The sequence below is a fragment of the Kitasatospora sp. NPDC101801 genome, from assembly GCF_044766665.1.
Classification (GTDB): Bacteria; Actinomycetota; Actinomycetes; order Streptomycetales; family Streptomycetaceae; genus Kitasatospora.
In genome coordinates, this window is the sequence record NZ_JBIWML010000024.1 from 3,084 (window position 1) to 23,051 (window position 19,968).

The window sequence follows — 19,968 nt, forward strand, 5'->3', positions numbered from 1 at the left end:
CGGTGGTGGGGGCGGCGGCGGCGCGGGGCCGCCGGCGCGGGGGGGCCGGGGGGCGGCGCGGGGGGGGCGGGGGGGGGGGGGGGGGGGGGGGGGCCCCCCCCCCCCCCCCCCCCCCACAACCCCCGCCCCCTTTGCCCGCCATGGCGAAGGGGACGCCATCCCACCGCCACGTGCGCCCCGCCCCGGGCCCGGCCCGCCGCCGCGCCCGAGCCCCGAACACCAACCACCTTGGAGAGACCTCGTGCCCACCCACGCCACCGCTCAGCAGATCGGCCCCCGTTCCCACCAGTGCGACGCCACCGCCACCCGGGCCACCGACGACGGCGGGCGCGCCTACGTCCTGCTCGACGGGATCGGCTCCAGTGACACCGTCCGGGCCTGGACCCGCGCCCAGGCCCGGCGTCTGGCCGACCTCACCGCGCGCAACCTCCAGCCGCACGAGGCCATCACCCAGGTACAGCAGGAGATCACCGCCCGGCCCGGCTGGAAGGTCGAGGCCCCCGGAGCGTGCGCCGTCGTCGCGGTCACCGGCCCGGACCAGCTGTTGCGCGTCGCGTGGATCGGCGACTGTCGCGCCTACCTCCTGTACCCCGACGGCCGTCTCCAGCGGCTGACCGCCGATCACAACATGCGGGCCGAGGCCGAGGCGGCCGGGATGCCGGTGCTGTGGTGGTACCGCAACCGGGTCACCCGGTGTCTCGGTCACCCGGACGGCGGGACCACTCTGGAGCCGGAGTGGACGGCCGTTCACGACCGCTCCGGTACACGGCTGCTGCTCGCCACGGATGGCTGTTATGAGCCGATCGAGGACGCCGCCCGCACCCTCAGCGCGGAACTGGCCAGCCTGGACCCGGCCGAGCGCGCGGAGTACCTGGTGCGCCTGGCGCTGCGCCTGGGCGGCACGGACAACGCGACGTGCATGGTCGTCGACTTCCCGCCCGCCCACGACGGCCCCGCCGCAAGCACCCGCCGCGTGCTCTGCGCGCACGGATCCGTCCTCATGCAGGACGGCTGCTCCGGCTGCGACGCCGCCGAGGAGACGCCGCACCCGGCGGACCCGGTCCGCGTGCACCCGACCTGGGCGCCCCGTGCGCTGACGCGCTGCCGCAACTGCGGCCAGCCGCCCTCACGCCGGATCCACAAGGCCGCCTGAGCGCCGCCCGGGTGCCCGTCCCGTACGGGCGCCCGGGCGGCCCCCTGGCCAGATCGGCCGCCGCCGTCCACCGGGCCGCCCGCCATATCCCCGCCACGCAACGGAGTTGAGACCATGACCGCCACGCCCGCGCCGTTCACCTACACCGGCCAGACCGACATCTACCAGAGCGGTAACGGCCACTTCCCCGGCCCCTACGTCCGCGACGCCGCCATCCTCCACATCGAAGCGGTACGCATTCCGTCCCCGGCTGACGACGGCGCGCTACTCCCCATCCCGGCCGTGCGCCTCACCCTCGACAACACCGCCGACCACGGCCCCAAGGAGCTCAAGACAACGGAGTGGGGAACGCCGGACGACTGGACCCCGCACCCGGCCCACCTGCCCGACGAGGACCGCGCCCGTCTGGTGCACGTGGCGCTGGTAGCCGACGGCATCCCGGCGGGTCTGCAGTTGGTGGGCCACGGCCTGTACTGCGCGGCTGTCGAGCTGGACACTCGGGCCGGGCGGCGAACCCTGTATGTCGGTATGGAGGACACCCTGGGCTGGGAACTGGTCGGAGACAGCCCGAACGACGCGCAGCCCGGCGGCATCTGGTGGCACGCCTTCCCCCACGACGCCCCCGCGTTGGTCCGCCGGTTCGTCCGCCGTGCCAAGGCGACGTTCGCTGACGTTCGCTGGTGACGCGCCGCCCGTCCTCCCCTGACGGCGGGGGCCGGGCCGCCGAGCCCGGCCCCCGCCACGGGGCGGGGCGCAGCGGTCGGAAGGCCGGCCCTGCCGCACCGCGCACGGCCGGCCGGACCCTCCAGGGCGGCCGGCGCCGCCGTCGCGGAGTACGGGCCCCACATCACCATTGAATGCAATATCTGTGGTAGTCTTTCTCTTGTCAGTCCGGGTGGCTCTGGATGACACGTTCCGCACGCATCCCGCCCCGCCGACCGAGAGGACTTCCACGATGACCGCCAGCGTGGCCTACGTGACCACCCCCGCCGGGACCTACACCAAGGAGGAGTGGACGGCTCTCGTCGCCAACTACGAGGCAGGGGAGTCCCTGCCGGAGCGCAACGAGCACATGGTCATCGCCAGCGCCGCCGTCATCGCCCGGGTGCGCGGGGACGGCGACGGCCGCCTGATCTTCGGCATGGAGGTTCGCAACGCGCGAGGCGTCGGCTTCGCGATCATCAACAGCGGCAGCATCGACGGATCGAACTGGTGGACCGGGTTCCCCGGCGTGGCGGAGTCCGACACCATGCAGGGCGCCGTCGAATCGGTGGTGGCGGCAGCCAAGCGCGCCCGGCTGTGGACCGCCGACAGCTGGGAGCGGGTCTACAGGCTCACCGACCGCTACAAGGCCCGCATCGAGCGCGAGGCGGCCGGACTGGGCGAGGCTCCCTGCGCGACCTGCGGCAGACAGGACTGACCCAGCCCCGGGGCGGGTGACGCACACCCGCCCCGCTTCAGTGCCCGACGGCCACGGCCTCACACGGCCGGCGGGCCGCCCACGGGGCACCGTGCGGCCCCCGAAGTCCCGAACCGCCCCCGAGCCGAGAGAGGCCGCCATGTCCCGCGTACTTCGCATGAACCCGACCACCTTCTGGTGGGACAACCACTACGACCAGGCCGCCCACCTGGGCTACGTGCGCCTCACCTGCGAGGAACCCACCGCCGACGCCTGGGAGGTGAAGTTCCCCCGCTACCAGGTCGCCTACGGCGGCTGGTGTGCCAGCCGGAACATGCGCCTGGCCGTCGAAAACATCGCCGAGCGCACCGTCGCCGAGCAGATCCGCCAGCGCATCCTCACCAGCACCCGCGAGCAGTCCGCGTTCGACGGACTGTGGGCCGAGGTCCGGGACCTGGGACGCGCCCCACACGAGGCATTCGACACCGGCGCCGAGTTCTGGGCCACCGCCGGCTCCCGATCCGGGCAGCGCGGTTCGATCGCCATCCGCAACCGCTACGACGCGGCCGTCCAGTGGGAAGGCGAGCCGTTCACGGGCGGCACCACCTACGCCCTCGACCTGATGAGCGCCACACGGCCCATCCAGCGGCACATCCCGCACAGCATGGGCTGGCTCAAGGGCCGCTAGCCGTGCCGGCCGGCCATCCCACTCGGCCGGCGGCAGGGCGGTCCACCGCAACCGCCACGCAGACCCCACGGCGATTCACCACCCCGGGGCAGTCCGGACTCCCCCGGGCACTCAGCCCCTCCACCACACAATCCCCATGGGATCAACGAGAGCGAGAACGCCATGAAGCGCACTCTTCAGAAGAACATCCAGTCCGCCGTACTCCGGACCTGGGACCCCGCCGGCGGCCACACGGACGCCGGCGCGGTCGCGGTCCGGATCACCTTCCCCGCAGACGCCTTCCGCCAGGCGCCGAGCTGGAGTCCGGGCCCGGACTTCGAGGCCTGCCGCGCCGGCCAGGCCTGGATACGGCGCACCCCCGAGGCGACGACCATGGTCGTCGCCGGCGTGCAGCTGCCGCTGCGCGTCGCCGGTTCCCCGGGCGGGCCGGAGGTGTGGACCGCGACCGGGCCGCCGGATGCCGAGCCGCCGGAGTTCCTGTGGGACGAGCCGGCCCGGATCACCGAGCTGCGCCGCGCGCCGGGCACCCGGGTCGACCGGGCGCCACTGGCCGGTCACCCGGCGGCCGCAGCCGCGGCCCGCTGGGCGAAGTTCGAGGAGGAGTGGGGGTTCCGGCCCGAGCGGAAGCCGGACGGCCAGTGGTCGCTGCTGCTGCCGTGCCTGCCGGCCGCACCGACCCGACCGAATGAGCGTGAGCTGGTTGATGCTGCCGCCCTGGTGGCCCGACGGTTCGGCGGGACGGCACAGGTCCGGCCGTACAGCGCGGCCGGAGACCCGTTCGCGGTCTGGCGGATCCTGGAGCGCGCAGCGGCCCGACTCTGAGCATTGCGGGCAGGCACGCACCCCAGGAAATGCCTTTTCCATGTCAGCCCGAGTGGCCCCCGGCGGCCCGTCGAACCGCACCCCCAGGAGAAGCCCCGTGATCGCGCCCCAGCCCCCCACGCTCGACCTCACCGCCACCGACTTCGGACTCGGCGACCTGGCCGCCCACGTCGCCCACCTTCTCGGCCCCTCCTGGCACCACAGCGACCGGGGCAACTTCCCGACACTCCACCACGCCGACGGCACCCGCGCGGCATTCGAGCCCGCTCACAGCGCCGATCCCGACGTCCACTTGCTGCTGCACATGACCGCCGGGGACGCATGCGAGACCGGCGAGGTGTACGTGCACGACGAGGACGAGGACGAGACCCTGTCCGAGGTCGGCGCCCGAACCGCCGCCAAGATTCGCGAACTCTGTGCCGACCAGGGGTAGTTCGGCCCGGCGGGGAACTTCCACAGCCAGGACGCGGACCACGGCAACCACCAGCCGCCCCTCACCCACGAGCCGGTCCACGGGGACGGCCGGACACCGTAGCCCCGACTGAACCGATGCGGGGAGCCACCCAACCGGTGGAGGCCACTTGTCCGTCCTGAACTACCGCCGCGCACCGGGCTGGCCCGACGAGGGCCGCCCCGGCCCCCGCCAGCACGGCCAGAAGCGCGCCCGAATCCGCCGGCAGCGCCGCCGCGCGACCAAGCGGCTTGACGAGCGCCCGTGGCGCAACGCCGAAGACCGCTGACGACCCCACCCCACACGTAACCCCTCCGGCGGGACCGCCCGCCGGAGTGCGATTCAACCCCTGGGAGTACCCCCTGAACAGCACTCTGTCCGTCCCCACCTGGTTCACTCAGGCTGTCGGGGCCCTGGCACAGCAAACGGCAACAGCCATCGGAGCCTGGGAGATGGTCGAAGAGGAGATCGCGGCGGCGCGCGAGCGCCATGGCGAGAAGGAGCAAGGGGCGATCTGGAACGCCTTTCTCCTGATGCAGCACACGGAACCGCTGGAGTCGGCGCCGCGGCTGTACCGGGCGCACGTGCGGGAGCTGCTGGAGCGCGTCGCAACGGGGCAGGACACGAGGCCGGCCACCGATGCCGAGCTGCTGGCCTCCGTGTCGGCGGGAAGTGTCCAGGGGCCGCTGGGACCGGCCGCCGCCTGCCTGGCGATGCGGCTTCTCGCCCGGCTGCCGGCCGGGGACACCCTGCCGCTCGACACGGAGCCCCGAGTCGTCGAGGACTACGAACGCGTTCACGGTAGCGAGGCGGACAAGATGGCCGAGGACCTGCGGGCGATCCTCACCCAGGCCTGGCGGATCCCCGGCTGACCGGCCCGCAGGGCATGGGGCCCGGGCCCCGGTCGACGCCAGGAGAGAGGCCTTCCACACACCCTTACATGTCTTATCTGTGGTAGTATTTCTTTTGTCAGGCCGGATGGCTTCCGGCGGGCTTCGAACCGCAGCGAGAGGGTCACATGACCAGCGAGACCACGACCGATTCGATGATCGCGCTCTTCGGAGAACCGATCCACACCTACTCCCGCGCCGAGGCGATCGCCGACGGCGTCCTGGTCCAGGTGCCCGCCGAGGCGCAGCGCAGGGCCGGTTTCCGGTGGCCGGTGGCCGTGACGGGGACCGTGCACGGTCGGTGCGTGGCATGGGGCGGGGACGAGGTGATGGAAGCCGGGCGGCTCAATGAGCTGCTGTGGACGGCGCACACGACCATCGCGGCGGCGGCCCGGCGAGGGGACGGCGGGGCGCTGGCGGTGCCCTTCCGGTTCGCCTTCCACAAGGTCGAGTCCCCGGGCATTCAGCGGGAGGTGCGTCTGACCATCGCGGCCGGGCCCGGGGACGACGGCGAGCCGGTGATGACGATCATGTTCCCGGACGAGGACTAGCGCCACGTGGGGTGGGCCGGAGCGGCCCGCCCCACCACCGAGCCCCGGGCGTGACCGCGAGAGGCCGCCCGGGCCACGCACGATCCACTGCAACTGGAGGTCAGCTGTGCAGAGTTCAGAGGTCCTCACCACGTGGGACAACGTCTTTCGCGTCATGCCGAAGGGGGACGGTGGGTTCGAGATCCGTCCGACCGTGGACGGTGAAGCCCTGGTGACGCGGGTGCCCGGTGGGCGGCTGGTGTCCAATGCCGCGCTATGGCGGGCGACCCCCGCCAAGTGGTGCGCGACGGACGAGGGGTGGTGGCACGACCTGTACGTGGCGTTCGGGGACGACCCGCGCGAGTACTTCGCCGGGCAGGCATGGCGGGGAACCGTGGAGGAGTTCATCTCGCGCCGGTCCTACGACGACATGTTCGGGTTCGATCTGCGGAGTCGGCTCTTTCCCGTCGCCGACATCAGCCCGTGCCGCTGCCGCTACAGCAGCGACCGCCGGTGCCGGTGTGGGCACCAGCTGGACAGCAACGGGTTCTGTGCGGCCGAGGAGGAGGTGTGGCGGGCGCTCTACGGCCCCGACTCGGTCTGACGGGCTTACTCCGGCCCTGACGCCCCCGTCGAGCGGGCGGTCAGGGCCGGAGCAGGGCCGGGCGCCCTGTTCGCCGGCAGCCGCCTCGCCCGGCCGGGCCCGCGCTGCCGAAGCTGACCCCTCGACAGATTTCCTTTTCCGTAGTATTCTTTCTCGTGTCAGTCCGGGTGAGATCCGGAAGCCTGAACCGCTACAGCAAGGGAGTACGCCATGAGCTTGGACGGCTGGACCATCGAGCAGGCCCCCCCGACCGCCCAGTTCCATCTCCTCCTTACGGCGGTGGGCCCGGAGGGCTCGCCGATCACCCTGTCCGAGGTCGTAGCTGTCGAGTACCGGGAGAACGACGACCCGTTCATCAGCGGATACACCGAACTCCCCACCCATCAGGAGCTCTACGAGCGGGCCATGGCCGACTTCCAGACGGCCCATCCCGGAACGGCCCGCCCCGCCGTGCTCCACTTCTCCGCCAATCGCAACCGCCTCACCTGAGCACCGGGGGCCGGGGGCAACCGCACCCGGTCCCCCTCCCCATCTCGCGGTGCAGACTCCCGAGGACCGAGGACAGCAGCGCATCGCGCCGCCCCCGTCCCGCCCAGACCGTCCCGCGGCATCGCCGGTTCGCACCAGGACCAGGGCCGGGCCCGCCTCCCCCGTTTGACGGAGAGGCACCCGGGCCACGCTGCGGGATCCGGACCGGCCGGGCACGACGTGCGACCGGGCATCCGCCCACCGACTCGCCTCCCGTGCCCGGCCGTCCACCCGCCACTGCACCGACGGCTGACCAGCACCACAACGACCACCACCCGGCATGCCAGGTGACTCGGCCGGCGGGCGGCTCCCGCTCGGCCATCGAACCGCACTTCACCGCCACAGAGAGGCACCCCAGCGTGAACACCTCGAACGACACACCGACCACCCGGCAACCGCTCCCCCGCAACGCCGTCCGGCTGGCCGAACGGGCCGCCGGCGGCGGCTGGAAGGTCACCACCGAGCCGACCCCGACGAGCGTGGGTGTCATCTTGGAGGCCGTCGTCAAGGAAGGCCGCGGGTCGCGGGCCGTCGAAATCTTCTGCCTGTGGGAGGCGGACAAGACGAACGTGCTGCGCTGGCGGTACGGAAGCCTGCGCAAGGACGGCCGGCCGATCGCCGACCCGTTCGGCTGGCGGGACGTGGGCCATCTGCTGGGCCGGTTCGCATCGGACATGATCGCCCCGGCCCGTGAGGAGGCCGACCTCACCCACCATGGCCGCGAGACCCTGTGGTGGCAGCACGACGCCAGTGAGCAGGCCGCAGCAGCCGCCCGGGAGACGTCCGCAGTGCGGCAGATCCACAGTCGGCTCCAGGAGCAGCAGGACGCCGGCCTGGCGTGGGCGGCGCACGCTCTGGCGGCCGTCGGCGAGGAGCTGGGCCGTGCCGACGATGCGGCGCGGGCCGCTCGGACACTGTCCGCCGAGGCCCGGTCGGCAGGCGCCCGCCAGGCGTTCGAGCTGGCCGAAAACGCCCGGGTGCTGGCCGAGGTCTGCGCGATGGCCGCCCAGAGGGCCCGGGCGATCGCGCTGGGCGCAGAAGCCGAAGCCGAGTGCGTACCCTACGTCGCCGCGCAGCAGGCCGCGGACGACGCCGAGGAGGTCAAGTGGCGGGCGCAGCACCCCGACGGCGGCCCGGAGGAGTTCGCTCTGGCGGTCATCGAGGCGTACGAGGTGCCCGCCCGAAACTTCGCCCGGTGGTGGGCCGAGAACAGCCGGCCGGGGCGGACATTCCTGCAGGGGTGGGACGCCTTCCGGCCGGGCGGCAACCCGCGCGCCGAGCTCGGCGCGTACGCGGCACTGGAGGAGGACACCAACCGGGCCGTGTACGCGCTCGGCCTAGCCGCCGCCGCGGCACTGCGCACCGCCGGGGACCAGGCGCAGCAGGAGCGGGCGAGGACGCTGGAGGAGGAGTCGAGGCGCGGGCAGGCGCTGTACGCGCCGACGGCCCGGCGGCGGATCGACGAGGGGCACCAGGTGGCGGTGCGGGTGTGGTCGGCGCTGGCCGGCCACCGGTGGAACGCGTGGTTGTCCCTGGACTTGCTTCAGAACTTCGCGGTGCTGGAGGAGTGGGAGAAGGCCGAGGTCCTGGAGGAGGTCGGGGAACTGCGCCGGCTGCTGCTGGTCGACCACGCGTTGCGGGTCCGGCGGGACGGGCACACGGCGGCCCGGGATGCGCTGAAGGCCGAGGAGGCCGCCCGGTACGCGGCTGCGGCGAAGGTGTACGAGGCGGCCCGGGAGGCCGGGGAGGACGAGGAGTCGGCCGAGTGGGCCCGGCGTGACGCGCTGGCGCGGCTCGGCGCCGAGGCGGCCGGCCGCCCGGAGGACGGGCGCGGTCGGTACGCCCGGGGCGCCGAGGTGTGGGTGGAGCCGGGGGCCGAGGAGGCCGGGGCGGACTGGTACGCGACCCGGGTGGAGGCCTACGTGGGCCGGGGCCGGGGCCGGTTCCGGGTGAGCGGTCCCGTCGGCCAGGTGGCGCGGGCGGTGCCGGTGGAGCAGCTGCACCCGGCGACAGCCGAGGAGGCCGCTGTGGACGTCGCGCGCCAGATCGTCGAGGACGCGCAGCGGCGGGAGCGGCGGGCGGCCGAGCTGGCCCAGGAGCAGGAGCGGGCGGCGCGGGAGGAGGCCGAGCGGAGAGCGGTCCGGGCCCGTCTGACGGCGCGGGAGCGGGCGGCGGCCGGGACCCTGGCCCCGGTGGCCGAGGGCGGTCGGTGGGAGCCGGTGCATCCGGTGCCGCGGTCCGTCGGCGAGCTGTGGGCGGCGGCGGCCCGGGGCGGGTGGCGGATGACGTGCCGCACCGGCACGGACGGCCGGATGCTGATCGTGCGGATCGAGGGGACCACCGGCCGGGGCCGGTGGCTGTTCGAGCTGCTGTGGCTGGAGGCGGGACGCCAGTACAGCGTCAGCCAGCACCACAGCCGGGCCCGGTGGGCCGACGGCCGGTCGGGGCCGCGGGGCGGGAAGGTCAAGCCGACCGTGCGGGACGTCTTGTCGGTGATGGCGGCCGAGACGGTGGAAGGTGCCGTCACGCTGCCGGGTGAGTTGGTCGGCGGCGCCGGTCGGGTCGAGGCGGCCGGGGCGTAGCCGGGGGTCGGCGGGTGGGGTTCCGGCGGTGAACCCCACTCATGGATGCGTAATCCGTGGTATTCTTTGTCGTGTCAGGGAAGTTCTCCCGGCGGACTGTTTCACTTCACCCCGCCACGACAATCGCCAATCACGAAAGGTGCGTGGCCATTGGCTGCTAGCGCCGTTTTCTGCACGAACTGCTCGGGCATCGCACTCGCCGACAGCCCGACAGAGCCGCTTCGCTGCCCGCACTGCGGACACGACGAGCACAGGCCACTGACCCCGGGCATGGTGGCCGCCACACGGGACATCGCCGAGCACACCAGCGAGATGCTGTGTGACAACGCAACCGCGCTCACCTGCAACGAGGCCGTGATATTCGGCGCCTTCTTCAGCGAGTTCGGATACCCCGGCGTCGCGGACCAGCTCCTGGAGCTGCACGCCGAGGGCGACGACGAGGGCGACGATCACGGGATCGGCGCGGACGGCAAGGTCTTCACCAGGACGTGACGCACTGCGGGGCGGCGAGCACATCGCCACCCCGCGCCCCACCACGGAAACCGCCGGGCCGCTCGACCCAGAGAGCGAAGACCGCCCCATGAATGCATTATCCGTGGTAGTATTCTACATGTCGGCCGGGTGGCTCTCGGGTGACATTCGAACCGCCGGAACGAGAGGACGACCGATCATGCAGACTCCCCGCGACCTGTGGCCCTGGTGCGACCGTGAGGCCGAGTACCGCCGCCTGTTCCCCGTCGCGATCGAGGCCGTGGCCGAGATCCTCGACGTCGCCGTCGCCGGGTCCGGGGCCCGTCTCCGGAAGGCCGGTACCGAACCGGTCCCCGCACCGTGGCCGAACGGCCAGGGTCCGGCCCCCGAGAGCCCGGCCGGGAAGATCATGGTGGTGTGGCGCAGCCTGCCGCCGACGTGCATCAGCCTGCCGAGCGAGGAAGAACGCGCCGCGCAGTGGCTGGTCGGCCTGCTGAACCAGGCCGTGTGGCACGCCAGCCACGGCGAGTGGTTCGGCGCGGCCGACCCGCTCAAGACGGCCCTTCGCTCCGCCTGGAAGGTCACCGGCTACCGGGCCTGATCCCGGCCTGCCGCCGGGCCGTCCCGGCGGCAGGCCACCGCGTCCAGACCACGACCGCGAACCCGGACAAGGACCCCCGTGACCGCCGCGCCGCTCCCCGCCGAACTGCTCGACCACCTCATCGACACCGGCAACAAGGCCCTCAACGACCACTACCACGGCGACCTGATGCCACTGCCGAACCCTCAAACCCCATGGAGCTCCATGCCCATCACCATCAACCCCGGCACCGGGCCACTCCCCGAGTTCACCCGGGCCGCCGCCGCCGAGAACATGGCCCGCTTCGTCGAGGACCTGGCGCAGGCCGGGACCGTCGCGGCCGGCTTCGCCGCCGCCCCCGGTCTCGACTACGGGGAAGGCCGGTACGCCTTCCTGCTGGAGCTGCCCGGCGGGCGCTCGACCGAGGTGCAGATGCCCGGCATGCCCGTGGACCAGCTCCGGTACATGGAGGAGCCGGGTCAGCACCCGATCGCTTTCCCGCGCATGTACGTCGACGGCTCGTCGTGGCTGTGGTGCTACGCGCTGAGCAGGTGCGCGACCGACGAGGACTGATCAGTCAGGACCACCCGGCCCGCGAACCTGCCACGCGCGGGCCGGACACCAACTACCAGCGAATCAAGGAGACTTCATGAGCTCTCACTTCATTCACCTCGATGTGACCGTGTTGAACCTGGACAGCGCCGCCGAGGGCGTCGGCGTCATCGAGCTGGTCGAGCGCGCTCTGAGCAGCGGCGGCTACCAGGCGACGGTCACCGGCGAGACGGCCGCCTACCCGCAGCAGGAGGACACCCAGTGAGCAGCGCCGTACAGGATGACCGTCCGGGGCCGCCGATCGCTGAGGCAGCCCCGGCCCGGATGGACGACGACGCCCTGGCCGCCGAGCTCCAGGCGCTGGACGACTACCAGCGGGGCGAGAACGCCGCCGGCCGCCGCATCGGCATGCCGGTGCTCAGCGAGATCGGGAACCGCCGGGGTTCCCTCACCCGCGAGCAGACCCAGCGCCGCCACCGGCGCGAGAAGGCCGAGCGGGCCGCCGCCGAGCGCTTGCAGCTGGCGGCCCGCCAGGCGCGTACCCGAATCGGCCGGCCCGGCACGGACGGCCGTCAGCCGGTGGCCGTCGACGGCAAGCACGCCGGCCGGGTGTGGCGCGGCCGCGGCGGCCGTGACTGGTTCGGCCAGATGGAGGGCGAGAAGGAGCGCACCCTCTGGGGTACCCGCTGGGAGGCGGCAGACGCCATTGTCCAGGTGGTCGACGCCCGGACGGCCAAGGCGGCCGAGCAGCGCCGGAGGGCGGAAGCGCCGGCGGGGTGGGTCGCCGCGGCGGAGGGCGAGGGATTCGAGGCGCTGGACGTCGTGCGGCTGGCCGGGCCGGAGAGCGGCGCAGCGTGGGGCCGTCCGTGGCGTGTGACCCGGCGCGAGGAGCACCCGGGCGGGCGGGTGTCGTTCCGGCTGGAGCCGGCCGACGTTGACCGGCCCTGGGAGGGACTGGTGCTGTTTGCCGATCGCCTGGGCCGGTTCGTCAGGCCGTCCGCGTCCGCTCTGGCAGAGCTGCCGCCGGCGCCGTTCCGGGTGCTGCAGCCCAAGGAGTACTCGGAGCGCCGTCTGCTCAATGTCAGCGACGAGCTGTCCTGCCTGGGCAAGGTCGACGGCTGCACGGGGTACTCGCGGCGGGCCCTTGAGCTGCTGGCATCCGTGGAGGACGGGTGCAGCGTGGATCCGGCGGCGGACATGAGGGAGATCGCCGGTCTGGCCGAGGAGTTGGTGCGGGTGGTGTCCGACCCGGATCATCCGGAGTTCTGGTCGAGGCGGTACGACCGGAGCAGCGCGGAGCACGCCGTGCGGTGGGCGACGTGGGCGGCGGAGCGGTTCGCGGACGGCGGCGGGGCGCTGACGGAGGAGTACCGGGAGGTGCTTCAACACCCCCATTGATGCAAAATCTATGGTAGTCTTTCCTTTGTCAGGCCGGGTGGCCCCCGGTCCGACTCGGACCGCTACACGAGGAGCACCCATGGGCTACGACATGACGTTCGCCGACGACCTGACCGCCGAGGAGGAGGCCGCGCTGACGAAGGCGCGGGCCGCCATCAACGCGGCGGTCCACCCGCGCAACGTGCCCGAGCCGGAGCGCGCCGCCGCCGAGAAGGCGTGGGAGGAAGTCTGGGACGCCTACGACGAGGCGACGCCGCACTACTTCCGCCTGAACATCTGGGGCATGAGGGAGGCCCGCGCGGCGATGGAGCAGTTCGGGATGCTCACCGACCAGGACCACCCCGAGTGGCCGCGCCCCGGCGACTTCGGCCTGACCGAGGAGGACATGGACGACCTCACGGACAGCCTGGACGACAAGGAGGGCGCCGCCACGGGCCAGGAGGACCCGCTGGCCGTGGCGCGCGAGCGGTTCCGGCGGGCGCAGGATGCGGTCACGGACGCGGAGCCGCAGCCCGTCACGGGCATCCCCTGGCACAAGCTGTGCAGCAATGACGGCTGGCTGGTGACCCCGGCCCAAATCGGGGCCGCGCTCGCCAAGTGGGAGACCGTCGACGAGAAGAAGCGCGCGGCGGCCGTCGGGGAGAACGACTGGTTCCCCGAGTGGATCGAGTGGCTGGGCAAGGCGAAGGAGCGCGGCGGCTTCCGCGTCTACTGAGCCGGTCGCCGGGCCGCCAACGCGGCGGCCCGGCGCCCTCGGCCCCACACCCAACCCCATGCCGCCGCACGGCGAGACGCGAGCACCCCGAGCCGACCCGGCTGCGGCCGAGCACGCTGCTGCGCCGCCCCGGCCCGCACCCCCGGACCCCCAACCCCGGAAGTGATCTGTGGACACCCTGCCCATCCCCGGCCTGGACGTGGAGCCATCCCGCAGCGACTGGCCCGCCAAACTCCTGTCACGGAACAACACCGATGTCTGCCGCAGCCCCGAGGGAACCGACAACGAGACGAACGAGTCCGCCACGACCGCGCCCCGGGTCTTCACCTGGACAGTCCCCGCGTGGTGGGTACGCCTGACCAGCGGCGAGCACTTCAACACCTGCCCCGAGGCGGGCGTGTGTGGTCGCAGCTGCTACGCGTTCGGCCGGGCCAGCTCGTACAAGCGCTTTCCCGGCGTGCGGGCCCGGCACCTGCTCAACCTGGAGTTGGTGCTCAGCGAGCCGGAGGAGTGGGAGCGCCGCATGAAGGCTGAGCTCAAGGGCCGCGCCTTCCGGGGCGGCAACGTGTGGGTCCGGGTCCATGACGCCGGCGACTTCTGGTCGGACCAGTACGTACTCAGTTGGCTTCGCATCGCCCGCAGCGCCCCGCATGTGAGGTTCTACTGCTACACCAAGGCGATCGAGCGGTTCCGACGGCTGGTGCTTCCCAACTGCCCGCCGAACTTCCTGTGGTGCTTCAGTCTGGGCGGCACCGAGGACCGGCTGATCGACCGCGGGAGGGACCGGCACGCCGACGTGTTCCCCACGGTCGAGGCGTTGGAAGCGGCGGGCTACAGCGACCAGAGCGACTCAGATCTGCTGGCGGTGCTCGGCTCGCCGAAGGTCGGCATTCCCGCCAACCGCTACCCCGCCATGAAGGGCACGGCTTCCTTCGGCGAGCTCCAGCGGCGAACGGAGGAGAAGAAGCGGGCCCGGGCGGCCGAGCGGGCCGGGCGGCTCGCACTCGCCGCTGCGTAGCGGACCCGGGCGGGGCGAGAGCAGCGCCGCGCCCGGGCCGCGCAGTGCCACCCCACGTCCCGCCCCACGGAGAGCGAGCTCATGACCATCCACCTGACCCGGGGGCCCGCGGCCGACTCACGGCCCGGCGCGGCAACCCAGCCAGCATGGGGCGGGAGGCTTCCCGGCCGGCCGCCGCGAGCGAGGGACCGCACGGCGCACCGTGTTCTACCTCGGCGGGCCGCCGCACTGGGCGCAGGACTCCCACGTACCGCTAATGATCTCCGCGAACGCCCTGATGAACCGCCAGGTGGGCGGCCCGCGCTCCCCCATGGCGCGGTGCCGGTACGCGCTGGACTCGGCCGGCTTCAGCCAGGTCAGCAAGCACGGTGACTACCTTCTCGGCCCGGACGAGTGGGGCGGCATGGTCTACCGGCTGATGGACCGCTTCGGCGCGCCGCCGGTGTTCGCCAGCTGCCAGGACTTCATGACCGAACCGCAGATCACCGCGCGCACCGGCTTCACCGTGGCGCAGCACCAGGCGTTCACCGTCGACTCCTACGTGTACCTGGTGGAGCAGTTCCCTGCGGCGCCGTGGATGCCCGTGCTGCAGGGGCAGCGGGTCGGGGAGTACCTGGATCACTGCGCGATGTACAAGGCGGCCGGGGTCGACCTGGCGGCGCTGCCTCTGGTCGGCGTCGGATCGGTGTGTCGGCGCCAGGGCACGAAGGAGGCCGGGCACATCCTGGCTGAGCTGGCCGGCCGGGGCCTGGCCCTGCACGGCTTCGGCCTGAAGCTCTCAGGCCTGCGGGCGTACGGGCACCATCTGGCCAGCGCGGACAGCTACGCCTGGTCGTACGGGGCCCGGCGGCGCCGGGTGCGGCTGCCGGAGTGCACCCACCGGGCGGCGGACTGCCGGACCTGCCGGCGGTATGCGCTGCTCTGGCGTGACCGGGTCGTGGAAGCCCTGGAGGCGCCGAAGCAGCTCACGTTCAGCACCCCATCCCAATGATGCGTAGTTCATGGTATTCTTTTTCATGTCAGTTCGGGTGTTCGCCGGACACCGGCTTGAGGCCCACGGGCCCGGCCTCATCACCTCACCCCTGCAAGGAGACGTCCGGATGGACTGGGATCTCGCCCCCGGCACCCATGTGAGCCGCGCCAACCTGCACCACCGCTTCGGCGGCCGCATCCACCCCCGGATCAGCCCCTCGAAGTCCAGTCCGAACGTCCTGCTGTTCACCACCGGCACAGCGGGCAGTCGGTTCGACGGCTGGACCGGCCAGCACGTCCACTTCAGCGGCGAGGGCGCCGACGGCACCGACCAGAGGCTCACCCAGGGCAACAAGTCGGTCCTCAGGCACATGACGGAGGGGCGCGCACTGCGGCTGTTCCGCCAGCCCCAGACAGGCCCGACCGGCACGGTCGAGTACCTGGGCGAGTGCCGGATCGACGGCGACCAGCCGTTCGTGTGGGCGGAGGCCCCGGGCGATCCGCGCCGACCGCTGGAGGTGCGGCGAGCGCTGGTCTTCCAGCTCCTCCCCCTGGGCGAGCCGCCGCGCGGCCTCCCGGCGGCGGCCCCCGCCCGTCTGGAACGCACGGTAACCGCGATCAGCGCGGCGGCGCTCGCCGACCACCTCTCCCGGGAAGCCGAAATCCCCTCCCGGCAGGCGGCCGGGAACCTGATGATCCGGTACGCGGCGTTCCTGCGTTGGACGGAGTTCGCCTCGATGGCGCACTACCGGATCACCACCGGCCACAGCGTCACGCCGCTGTACGTGGAGCTGCTCAACCTCACCAGGAACGAGCTGGTGGTGCCGCTGGCCAGCTGCGCGCGGCCGGGCGTGTGGGAGGCGCTGGGCAAACTCCGGGACCAGGCCCGCTACTTCGAGACGGGCCCGCGCGGTGCGCTGCTGCTGCCCAGCGCGCCCGATCCCGATCTGGCCGAGCTGCTGCGCGGCCAGGGCGTGGCCGCCGTCTGGCCGTGCGGACCGCTCGACTTCACCCGAGCCGACCCCCGGACGGCGGACGCCGGGCTCTGACCCCCGGGCCGGGCGCCGCCGCTGACCCCGGGCGGCGCCCGTCCGCCCCACCGCATCCACCACACAGCGATCAGGGAGGGCTCATGGGAGCCTACGACTTCACCACCTACCAGACCGGCACCGACGCCTCGCAAGCCTTCCGCGACGCGGTCGAGCAGGCGCAGTACGAGTACGGCCACGGGGGCTACACCGGCACCATCGCCGAGAAGGACGGGTACAAGGTCGTCAGCGACGCGCCTCTGACCATGGACGAGGCCGAGGCCCTGGCTAATCAGATCATGTCCGACCACGACCACCCGTTGCAGGACAAGCACGGTCCCGCCGGCGCCATCCCGGTCCTGACCGGTGAGCGCCAGGTCACGGTGACCATCCCTTTCACCGCCGCCAGCTACAGGACGACGGCCGAGGCGGCGGCCGCCGTTCTCGCCCAGGAGGGGAGGCTGCTGCCCGGCGAGGACGTCGCGTACGGCATCACGGGCGTCTACGAGACCTGTCCGCGCACTGGGCGGATCCGAAAGGGGTCCCTCACCGTCCCGCTCAACGGCGGACCGCTGGAACACCGCGGCTGGCTGTTCTTCGGCTACGCCTCCAGCTGACCGCCAACAGCCCACCACCATGGGGGAGTGGGGCCGAAAACCCACCGCAAATGCTTTATTTGAGGTAGTATTTTCCATGTCAGCCCGGTTGGCTATCGGGTGACGTCGAACCGTCTTCACCAGAGGAGATGAACCGTGACCACGGACACCAACGAGACCCCCAACCCGCCCGTACTGGACCGCAACGGCGTCACGATCGAGTCCGGCGCGGTGGCCTGGCTCCACGGCACCGAGCAGGGCCGCGTGCCCGCCATGGTGACCGACTGGGACGAGGCCACCGGCCACCCCCGAGTGGCGGTGGCGGACCCCGCGCAGAACGTCTGGGAGGTCACCGTCGCCGATCCGCAGCGACTGGAGATCATGCCCCCGGACCCCCGGATCGCGGAGGGCGAGCGTAACGGCGGGCCGTCCGACGCCTGGCTGATCCTCGACAAGCACGACCAGGTGCTCGGCCGCACCGTGGGCGAGCGGATGGAGGACGCCCGGCGGGCCGCCGAGCGCCTGCCGAGCGTGCGGCACGTTGCCGACCGCGACGGTGGATTCGCGCTGCGCCGCCTGGGTGAGAACAAGCTGACGGCCGGGGACCGGTCCCGGCTGGAGGCATACCGCGAGGCATTGAAGTCCGCCGGGGCAACCCGGCCGGTGGGCGAGGCCGTGTCCGTGCCGCCGCGGCCGCGCGCGTAGCACCCCGGGTGGCCGGACGGTTCGCCGCCCGGCCACCCACCCCCGATCACGGAAGCGAGACCAGATGACCGAGGCTGAGGAGGCCGAACTCCACAGTCGCTTCGACGCCCTGGGGCGGGATCTGGCGGCCGCGCTCGACACCGATCCCACCACGGAGACGGGGTGGTGGCACCAGGTGCAGCGATGGGTCTACGGGGCCGTCACCCTGTACCACCCGACCGGCCTTGTGTTGCGGCTGGAGCACCGGCAGTCGACCGAGGCCGCCCGGGGCCGGCTGACCGTCCGCGGTGTGACACCCCGGGGCTGGTCGGGCAGACGGACCTTCGAGATCGGTGTCTCGATCGGCCGGCCGCTGGGCGACATCGCGCGGGAGATCCGCCGGCGGCTGCTGCCGGAGTACACGGCGGCCATGCCCGGGGCGCTGGCCGAGGTCGCCGCGGCGGAGCGCCTGCGCCTGGCCCGGATCGAGGCGATGCGCTCGCTGATCGAGGCACTACCCGCCCTGCACACCTACGACTGGGACAGCGAGCAGAGCGCCGGATCGTTCTACCCCGACCCGTACCACCGCCCGCAGCGCGCCCACGCCAGCGGCACGGTCCGCGTGAGCCAGTCCGCCGACACGGCCGATCTCAAGCTGACCGGGGTACCACTGCACCTTGCCCGCGCGGTCCTGGCGCTGCTCCGGCGCCCTGACGCAGTCCCGCCAGACGGCCCGCCGGCCTGAACCCGGCACGGCCAGCACGTTCCGGTCTCCCCCGCGCCGTCCGCCGGGGGAGACCGGCCCCACCCCCGGTCCCGCAGCCGCGCCGCCGGCCTGCCGCTCTCGAACCCGAGGAACACTGATGCAGACCCCCCTTCTCTCCGGCCCCGTCCCCACGCTCTTCACCGAGTCGTCGTCGCACTCCGACCCTGTGAGCACAGCAGCCGCCATGGCGCGGGACTCCGACGACGAGTCGGCGGAGGAGCAGGCCGCGGACACCAACGGCGGCCCCAGGCGACCCCGCACCACCGCCGTGGTGCGCCGGGTCGGTCCTCCCGCTGCCGGCACGAGCTCCGTCGACTTCCCCGAGCACCCCGGCCTCAAGGGCACTCTGCGCTACCTGGGCCACTTCCCTTCCGGCCTCTACGAGGTCACGGACCATCTCGACCACCCCGTCACCCCGGACCCGGTGGCCGGGAACCTGGAGGCGGTCACGGCCCTCGCCCGGCGCTACGGGCTGCCACTGGACGTCCAGGTGATTCCGCGCGGGCCGCGCGGCCATGCCCCGGCGGCACGCGGGACGACCTGACGGCCCCGCGTCAACCGAACGTCGGCGTCCCGTGGCGCCCCGCCCGCCCCGAGGGGTCGCCATCGCCCCATTGATGCATTATTCATGGTAGTATTTCTCTTGTCAGGCCGGATGGCTCCCGGCAGGCACTCGGACCACTCACCCCACACGGAGGGACCCCCACCATGTCGAACCTGCCCAAGGAAATGGCCAAGTTGCACCGTCAGGCTCAGGCCCTGGTGGACCTCGACCGGCCACTCACCTGGTCGGAGCGGGAGTTCGTGATGGACAACTGGCAGGCGTCGGAGGATGCCGCCCACGGCCTGGACGGGGCGTTCTTCACTCCGCCCGGACTGGCCGTGGACATGTCCGTGGAGGCGGCCGGGCCTGAGGTTCAGAGGGTCCTGGACCTGTGTGCCGGGATCGGACGCCTGGCCTGGGCGTCCATCAACGACATGGGCGCCCCCGACCGCGAGATGGTCTGTGTCGAGCGCAACCCGGAGTACGTGAGGGTGGGCCGCAAGGTGCTCCCGGAGGCCCGGTGGATCTGCGCCGACATCTTCGACCTGCCCGAGGACCTGGGCCGGTTCGACATGGTGATCAGCAACCCGCCGTACGGCTTCACCGAGCGCAGCGGCGACGGGCCGGGAGTGACGAGCCGCCGGTTCGAGTACCACGCGCTGGCCGTGGCCGCCGAAGTGGGCCGGTGGGGCACCTTCCTGATCCCGCAGCAGTCCGCCCCTTTCCGCTACAGCGGCCAGCAGAACTACGAGGTGGCACGCAGCGCGGAGTACGAGCAGTTCGAGCGGGACACCGGCCTGAGCCTTGAGATGGGCTGCAGCATCGACACCTCGGTTCACCTGGACCAGTGGCGCGGGGTGTCCCCCGCGACCGAGATCGTGGTGTGCGACTTCACGAAGCGCACCCCTCGGACAGCTCCGGAACCGGTCCCCGCTCCGGCGCTGCGGAGCCGTCCGGCCGCCGCAGCGGTCGAGGCGGTGCCGACCCTCTTCTGACG

The 19,968-nt window shown here is 72.6% G+C and carries 25 protein-coding genes; all 25 read left to right on the plus strand.

Features of this window, described 5'->3' with window-relative positions:
- Positions 1–241 precede the first annotated feature (241 nt).
- Positions 242–1,153: a PP2C family protein-serine/threonine phosphatase gene (locus ACIRPK_RS23705; RefSeq protein ID WP_403041303.1), complete on the plus strand. Its 912-nt coding sequence runs from the start codon at positions 242–244 to the stop codon at positions 1,151–1,153.
- 114 nt (positions 1,154–1,267) lie between these two features.
- On the plus strand, positions 1,268–1,837 hold the full coding sequence (locus ACIRPK_RS23710) for a hypothetical protein (RefSeq protein ID WP_403041304.1): 570 nt from the start codon (positions 1,268–1,270) through the stop codon (positions 1,835–1,837).
- A gap of 271 nt (positions 1,838–2,108) precedes the next feature.
- Positions 2,109–2,573 (plus strand): hypothetical protein, encoded by a 465-nt coding sequence (locus tag ACIRPK_RS23715; protein ID WP_403041306.1) that lies wholly within the window; start codon positions 2,109–2,111, stop codon positions 2,571–2,573.
- 139 nt (positions 2,574–2,712) lie between these two features.
- Positions 2,713–3,240 carry a hypothetical protein gene (locus tag ACIRPK_RS23720; protein ID WP_403041308.1) on the plus strand — a complete coding sequence of 176 codons (528 nt, stop codon included), beginning with the start codon at positions 2,713–2,715 and terminating at the stop codon, positions 3,238–3,240.
- A 162-nt stretch (positions 3,241–3,402) separates the two neighbouring features.
- On the plus strand, positions 3,403–4,062 hold the full coding sequence (locus ACIRPK_RS23725) for a hypothetical protein (protein ID WP_403041310.1): 660 nt from the start codon (positions 3,403–3,405) through the stop codon (positions 4,060–4,062).
- A gap of 97 nt (positions 4,063–4,159) precedes the next feature.
- Entirely contained in the window at positions 4,160–4,495 is a 336-nt protein-coding gene (locus ACIRPK_RS23730; RefSeq protein WP_403041312.1) for a hypothetical protein, read from the plus strand.
- Positions 4,496–4,965: 470 nt separating this feature from the next.
- Positions 4,966–5,385, plus strand: coding sequence for a hypothetical protein (locus ACIRPK_RS23735; RefSeq protein ID WP_402878885.1), 420 nt, complete (start codon positions 4,966–4,968; stop codon positions 5,383–5,385).
- Positions 5,386–5,531: 146 nt separating this feature from the next.
- A complete protein-coding gene (locus ACIRPK_RS23740; RefSeq protein WP_403041314.1) occupies positions 5,532–5,954 on the plus strand; it encodes a DUF6573 family protein in 423 nt (140 codons plus the stop codon).
- Positions 5,955–6,108: 154 nt separating this feature from the next.
- Positions 6,109–6,537, plus strand: coding sequence for a hypothetical protein (locus ACIRPK_RS23745; RefSeq protein WP_403041316.1), 429 nt, complete (start codon positions 6,109–6,111; stop codon positions 6,535–6,537).
- Positions 6,538–6,747: 210 nt separating this feature from the next.
- Positions 6,748–7,026, plus strand: a complete 279-nt coding sequence (locus tag ACIRPK_RS23750) for a hypothetical protein (protein WP_403041318.1) — start codon at positions 6,748–6,750, stop codon at positions 7,024–7,026.
- Between the two features lie 398 nt (positions 7,027–7,424).
- Entirely contained in the window at positions 7,425–9,647 is a 2,223-nt protein-coding gene (locus ACIRPK_RS23755) for a hypothetical protein (RefSeq protein WP_403041320.1), read from the plus strand.
- Positions 9,648–9,917: 270 nt separating this feature from the next.
- Positions 9,918–10,139, plus strand: coding sequence for a hypothetical protein (locus tag ACIRPK_RS23760; RefSeq protein WP_403041322.1), 222 nt, complete (start codon positions 9,918–9,920; stop codon positions 10,137–10,139).
- A gap of 178 nt (positions 10,140–10,317) precedes the next feature.
- Positions 10,318–10,719: a hypothetical protein gene (locus ACIRPK_RS23765; protein ID WP_403041323.1), complete on the plus strand. Its 402-nt coding sequence runs from the start codon at positions 10,318–10,320 to the stop codon at positions 10,717–10,719.
- Between the two features lie 78 nt (positions 10,720–10,797).
- On the plus strand, positions 10,798–11,271 hold the full coding sequence (locus tag ACIRPK_RS23770) for a hypothetical protein (RefSeq protein ID WP_403041325.1): 474 nt from the start codon (positions 10,798–10,800) through the stop codon (positions 11,269–11,271).
- A gap of 76 nt (positions 11,272–11,347) precedes the next feature.
- Complete coding sequence (locus tag ACIRPK_RS23775; protein ID WP_403041326.1) at positions 11,348–11,515, plus strand: hypothetical protein; 168 nt, start codon at positions 11,348–11,350, stop codon at positions 11,513–11,515.
- On the plus strand, positions 11,512–12,648 hold the full coding sequence (locus ACIRPK_RS23780; RefSeq protein ID WP_403041328.1) for a hypothetical protein: 1,137 nt from the start codon (positions 11,512–11,514) through the stop codon (positions 12,646–12,648). Before ACIRPK_RS23775 ends, ACIRPK_RS23780 begins: the two co-directional genes overlap by 4 nt.
- A 79-nt stretch (positions 12,649–12,727) precedes the next feature.
- Complete coding sequence (locus tag ACIRPK_RS23785) at positions 12,728–13,363, plus strand: hypothetical protein (protein WP_403041329.1); 636 nt, start codon at positions 12,728–12,730, stop codon at positions 13,361–13,363.
- Between the two features lie 169 nt (positions 13,364–13,532).
- The gene (locus tag ACIRPK_RS23790) at positions 13,533–14,381 is read left to right on the plus strand and encodes a hypothetical protein (protein ID WP_402878963.1); all 849 of its coding nucleotides are present in this window, start codon (positions 13,533–13,535) and stop codon (positions 14,379–14,381) included.
- A 256-nt stretch (positions 14,382–14,637) separates the two neighbouring features.
- Positions 14,638–15,372, plus strand: coding sequence for a hypothetical protein (locus ACIRPK_RS23795; RefSeq protein WP_403041331.1), 735 nt, complete (start codon positions 14,638–14,640; stop codon positions 15,370–15,372).
- A 109-nt stretch (positions 15,373–15,481) separates the two neighbouring features.
- On the plus strand, positions 15,482–16,402 hold the full coding sequence (locus tag ACIRPK_RS23800; RefSeq protein ID WP_403041333.1) for a hypothetical protein: 921 nt from the start codon (positions 15,482–15,484) through the stop codon (positions 16,400–16,402).
- 83 nt (positions 16,403–16,485) lie between these two features.
- Positions 16,486–16,998, plus strand: coding sequence for a hypothetical protein (locus tag ACIRPK_RS23805; RefSeq protein ID WP_403041335.1), 513 nt, complete (start codon positions 16,486–16,488; stop codon positions 16,996–16,998).
- A 135-nt stretch (positions 16,999–17,133) separates the two neighbouring features.
- Complete coding sequence (locus tag ACIRPK_RS23810; RefSeq protein WP_403041337.1) at positions 17,134–17,682, plus strand: hypothetical protein; 549 nt, start codon at positions 17,134–17,136, stop codon at positions 17,680–17,682.
- A 64-nt stretch (positions 17,683–17,746) separates the two neighbouring features.
- A complete protein-coding gene (locus tag ACIRPK_RS23815) occupies positions 17,747–18,406 on the plus strand; it encodes a hypothetical protein (RefSeq protein WP_403041339.1) in 660 nt (219 codons plus the stop codon).
- Between the two features lie 118 nt (positions 18,407–18,524).
- Positions 18,525–18,971 carry a hypothetical protein gene (locus ACIRPK_RS23820; protein ID WP_403041341.1) on the plus strand — a complete coding sequence of 149 codons (447 nt, stop codon included), beginning with the start codon at positions 18,525–18,527 and terminating at the stop codon, positions 18,969–18,971.
- Between the two features lie 164 nt (positions 18,972–19,135).
- Positions 19,136–19,966, plus strand: a complete 831-nt coding sequence (locus ACIRPK_RS23825) for a methyltransferase domain-containing protein (protein WP_403041342.1) — start codon at positions 19,136–19,138, stop codon at positions 19,964–19,966.
- Positions 19,967–19,968: the final 2 nt, after the last annotated feature.

Bases quoted from the DNA above. Each gene is read 5' to 3' on its own strand.
- ACIRPK_RS23710 (WP_403041304.1), top strand. From the start codon at position 1,268: ATGACCGCCACGCCCGCGCCGTTCACCTACACCGGCCAGACCGACATC.
- ACIRPK_RS23715 (WP_403041306.1), top strand. From the start codon at position 2,109: ATGACCGCCAGCGTGGCCTACGTGACCACCCCCGCCGGGACCTACACC.
- ACIRPK_RS23720 (WP_403041308.1), top strand. From the start codon at position 2,713: ATGTCCCGCGTACTTCGCATGAACCCGACCACCTTCTGGTGGGACAAC.
- ACIRPK_RS23725 (WP_403041310.1), top strand. From the start codon at position 3,403: ATGAAGCGCACTCTTCAGAAGAACATCCAGTCCGCCGTACTCCGGACC.
- ACIRPK_RS23735 (WP_402878885.1), top strand. From the start codon at position 4,966: ATGGTCGAAGAGGAGATCGCGGCGGCGCGCGAGCGCCATGGCGAGAAG.
- ACIRPK_RS23740 (WP_403041314.1), top strand. From the start codon at position 5,532: ATGACCAGCGAGACCACGACCGATTCGATGATCGCGCTCTTCGGAGAA.
- ACIRPK_RS23745 (WP_403041316.1), top strand. From the start codon at position 6,109: ATGCCGAAGGGGGACGGTGGGTTCGAGATCCGTCCGACCGTGGACGGT.
- ACIRPK_RS23750 (WP_403041318.1), top strand. From the start codon at position 6,748: ATGAGCTTGGACGGCTGGACCATCGAGCAGGCCCCCCCGACCGCCCAG.
- ACIRPK_RS23760 (WP_403041322.1), top strand. From the start codon at position 9,918: ATGGTGGCCGCCACACGGGACATCGCCGAGCACACCAGCGAGATGCTG.
- ACIRPK_RS23765 (WP_403041323.1), top strand. From the start codon at position 10,318: ATGCAGACTCCCCGCGACCTGTGGCCCTGGTGCGACCGTGAGGCCGAG.
- ACIRPK_RS23775 (WP_403041326.1), top strand. From the start codon at position 11,348: ATGAGCTCTCACTTCATTCACCTCGATGTGACCGTGTTGAACCTGGAC.
- ACIRPK_RS23785 (WP_403041329.1), top strand. From the start codon at position 12,728: ATGGGCTACGACATGACGTTCGCCGACGACCTGACCGCCGAGGAGGAG.
- ACIRPK_RS23795 (WP_403041331.1), top strand. From the start codon at position 14,638: ATGATCTCCGCGAACGCCCTGATGAACCGCCAGGTGGGCGGCCCGCGC.
- ACIRPK_RS23800 (WP_403041333.1), top strand. From the start codon at position 15,482: ATGGACTGGGATCTCGCCCCCGGCACCCATGTGAGCCGCGCCAACCTG.
- ACIRPK_RS23805 (WP_403041335.1), top strand. From the start codon at position 16,486: ATGGGAGCCTACGACTTCACCACCTACCAGACCGGCACCGACGCCTCG.
- ACIRPK_RS23815 (WP_403041339.1), top strand. From the start codon at position 17,747: ATGACCGAGGCTGAGGAGGCCGAACTCCACAGTCGCTTCGACGCCCTG.
- ACIRPK_RS23820 (WP_403041341.1), top strand. From the start codon at position 18,525: ATGCAGACCCCCCTTCTCTCCGGCCCCGTCCCCACGCTCTTCACCGAG.
- ACIRPK_RS23825 (WP_403041342.1), top strand. From the start codon at position 19,136: ATGTCGAACCTGCCCAAGGAAATGGCCAAGTTGCACCGTCAGGCTCAG.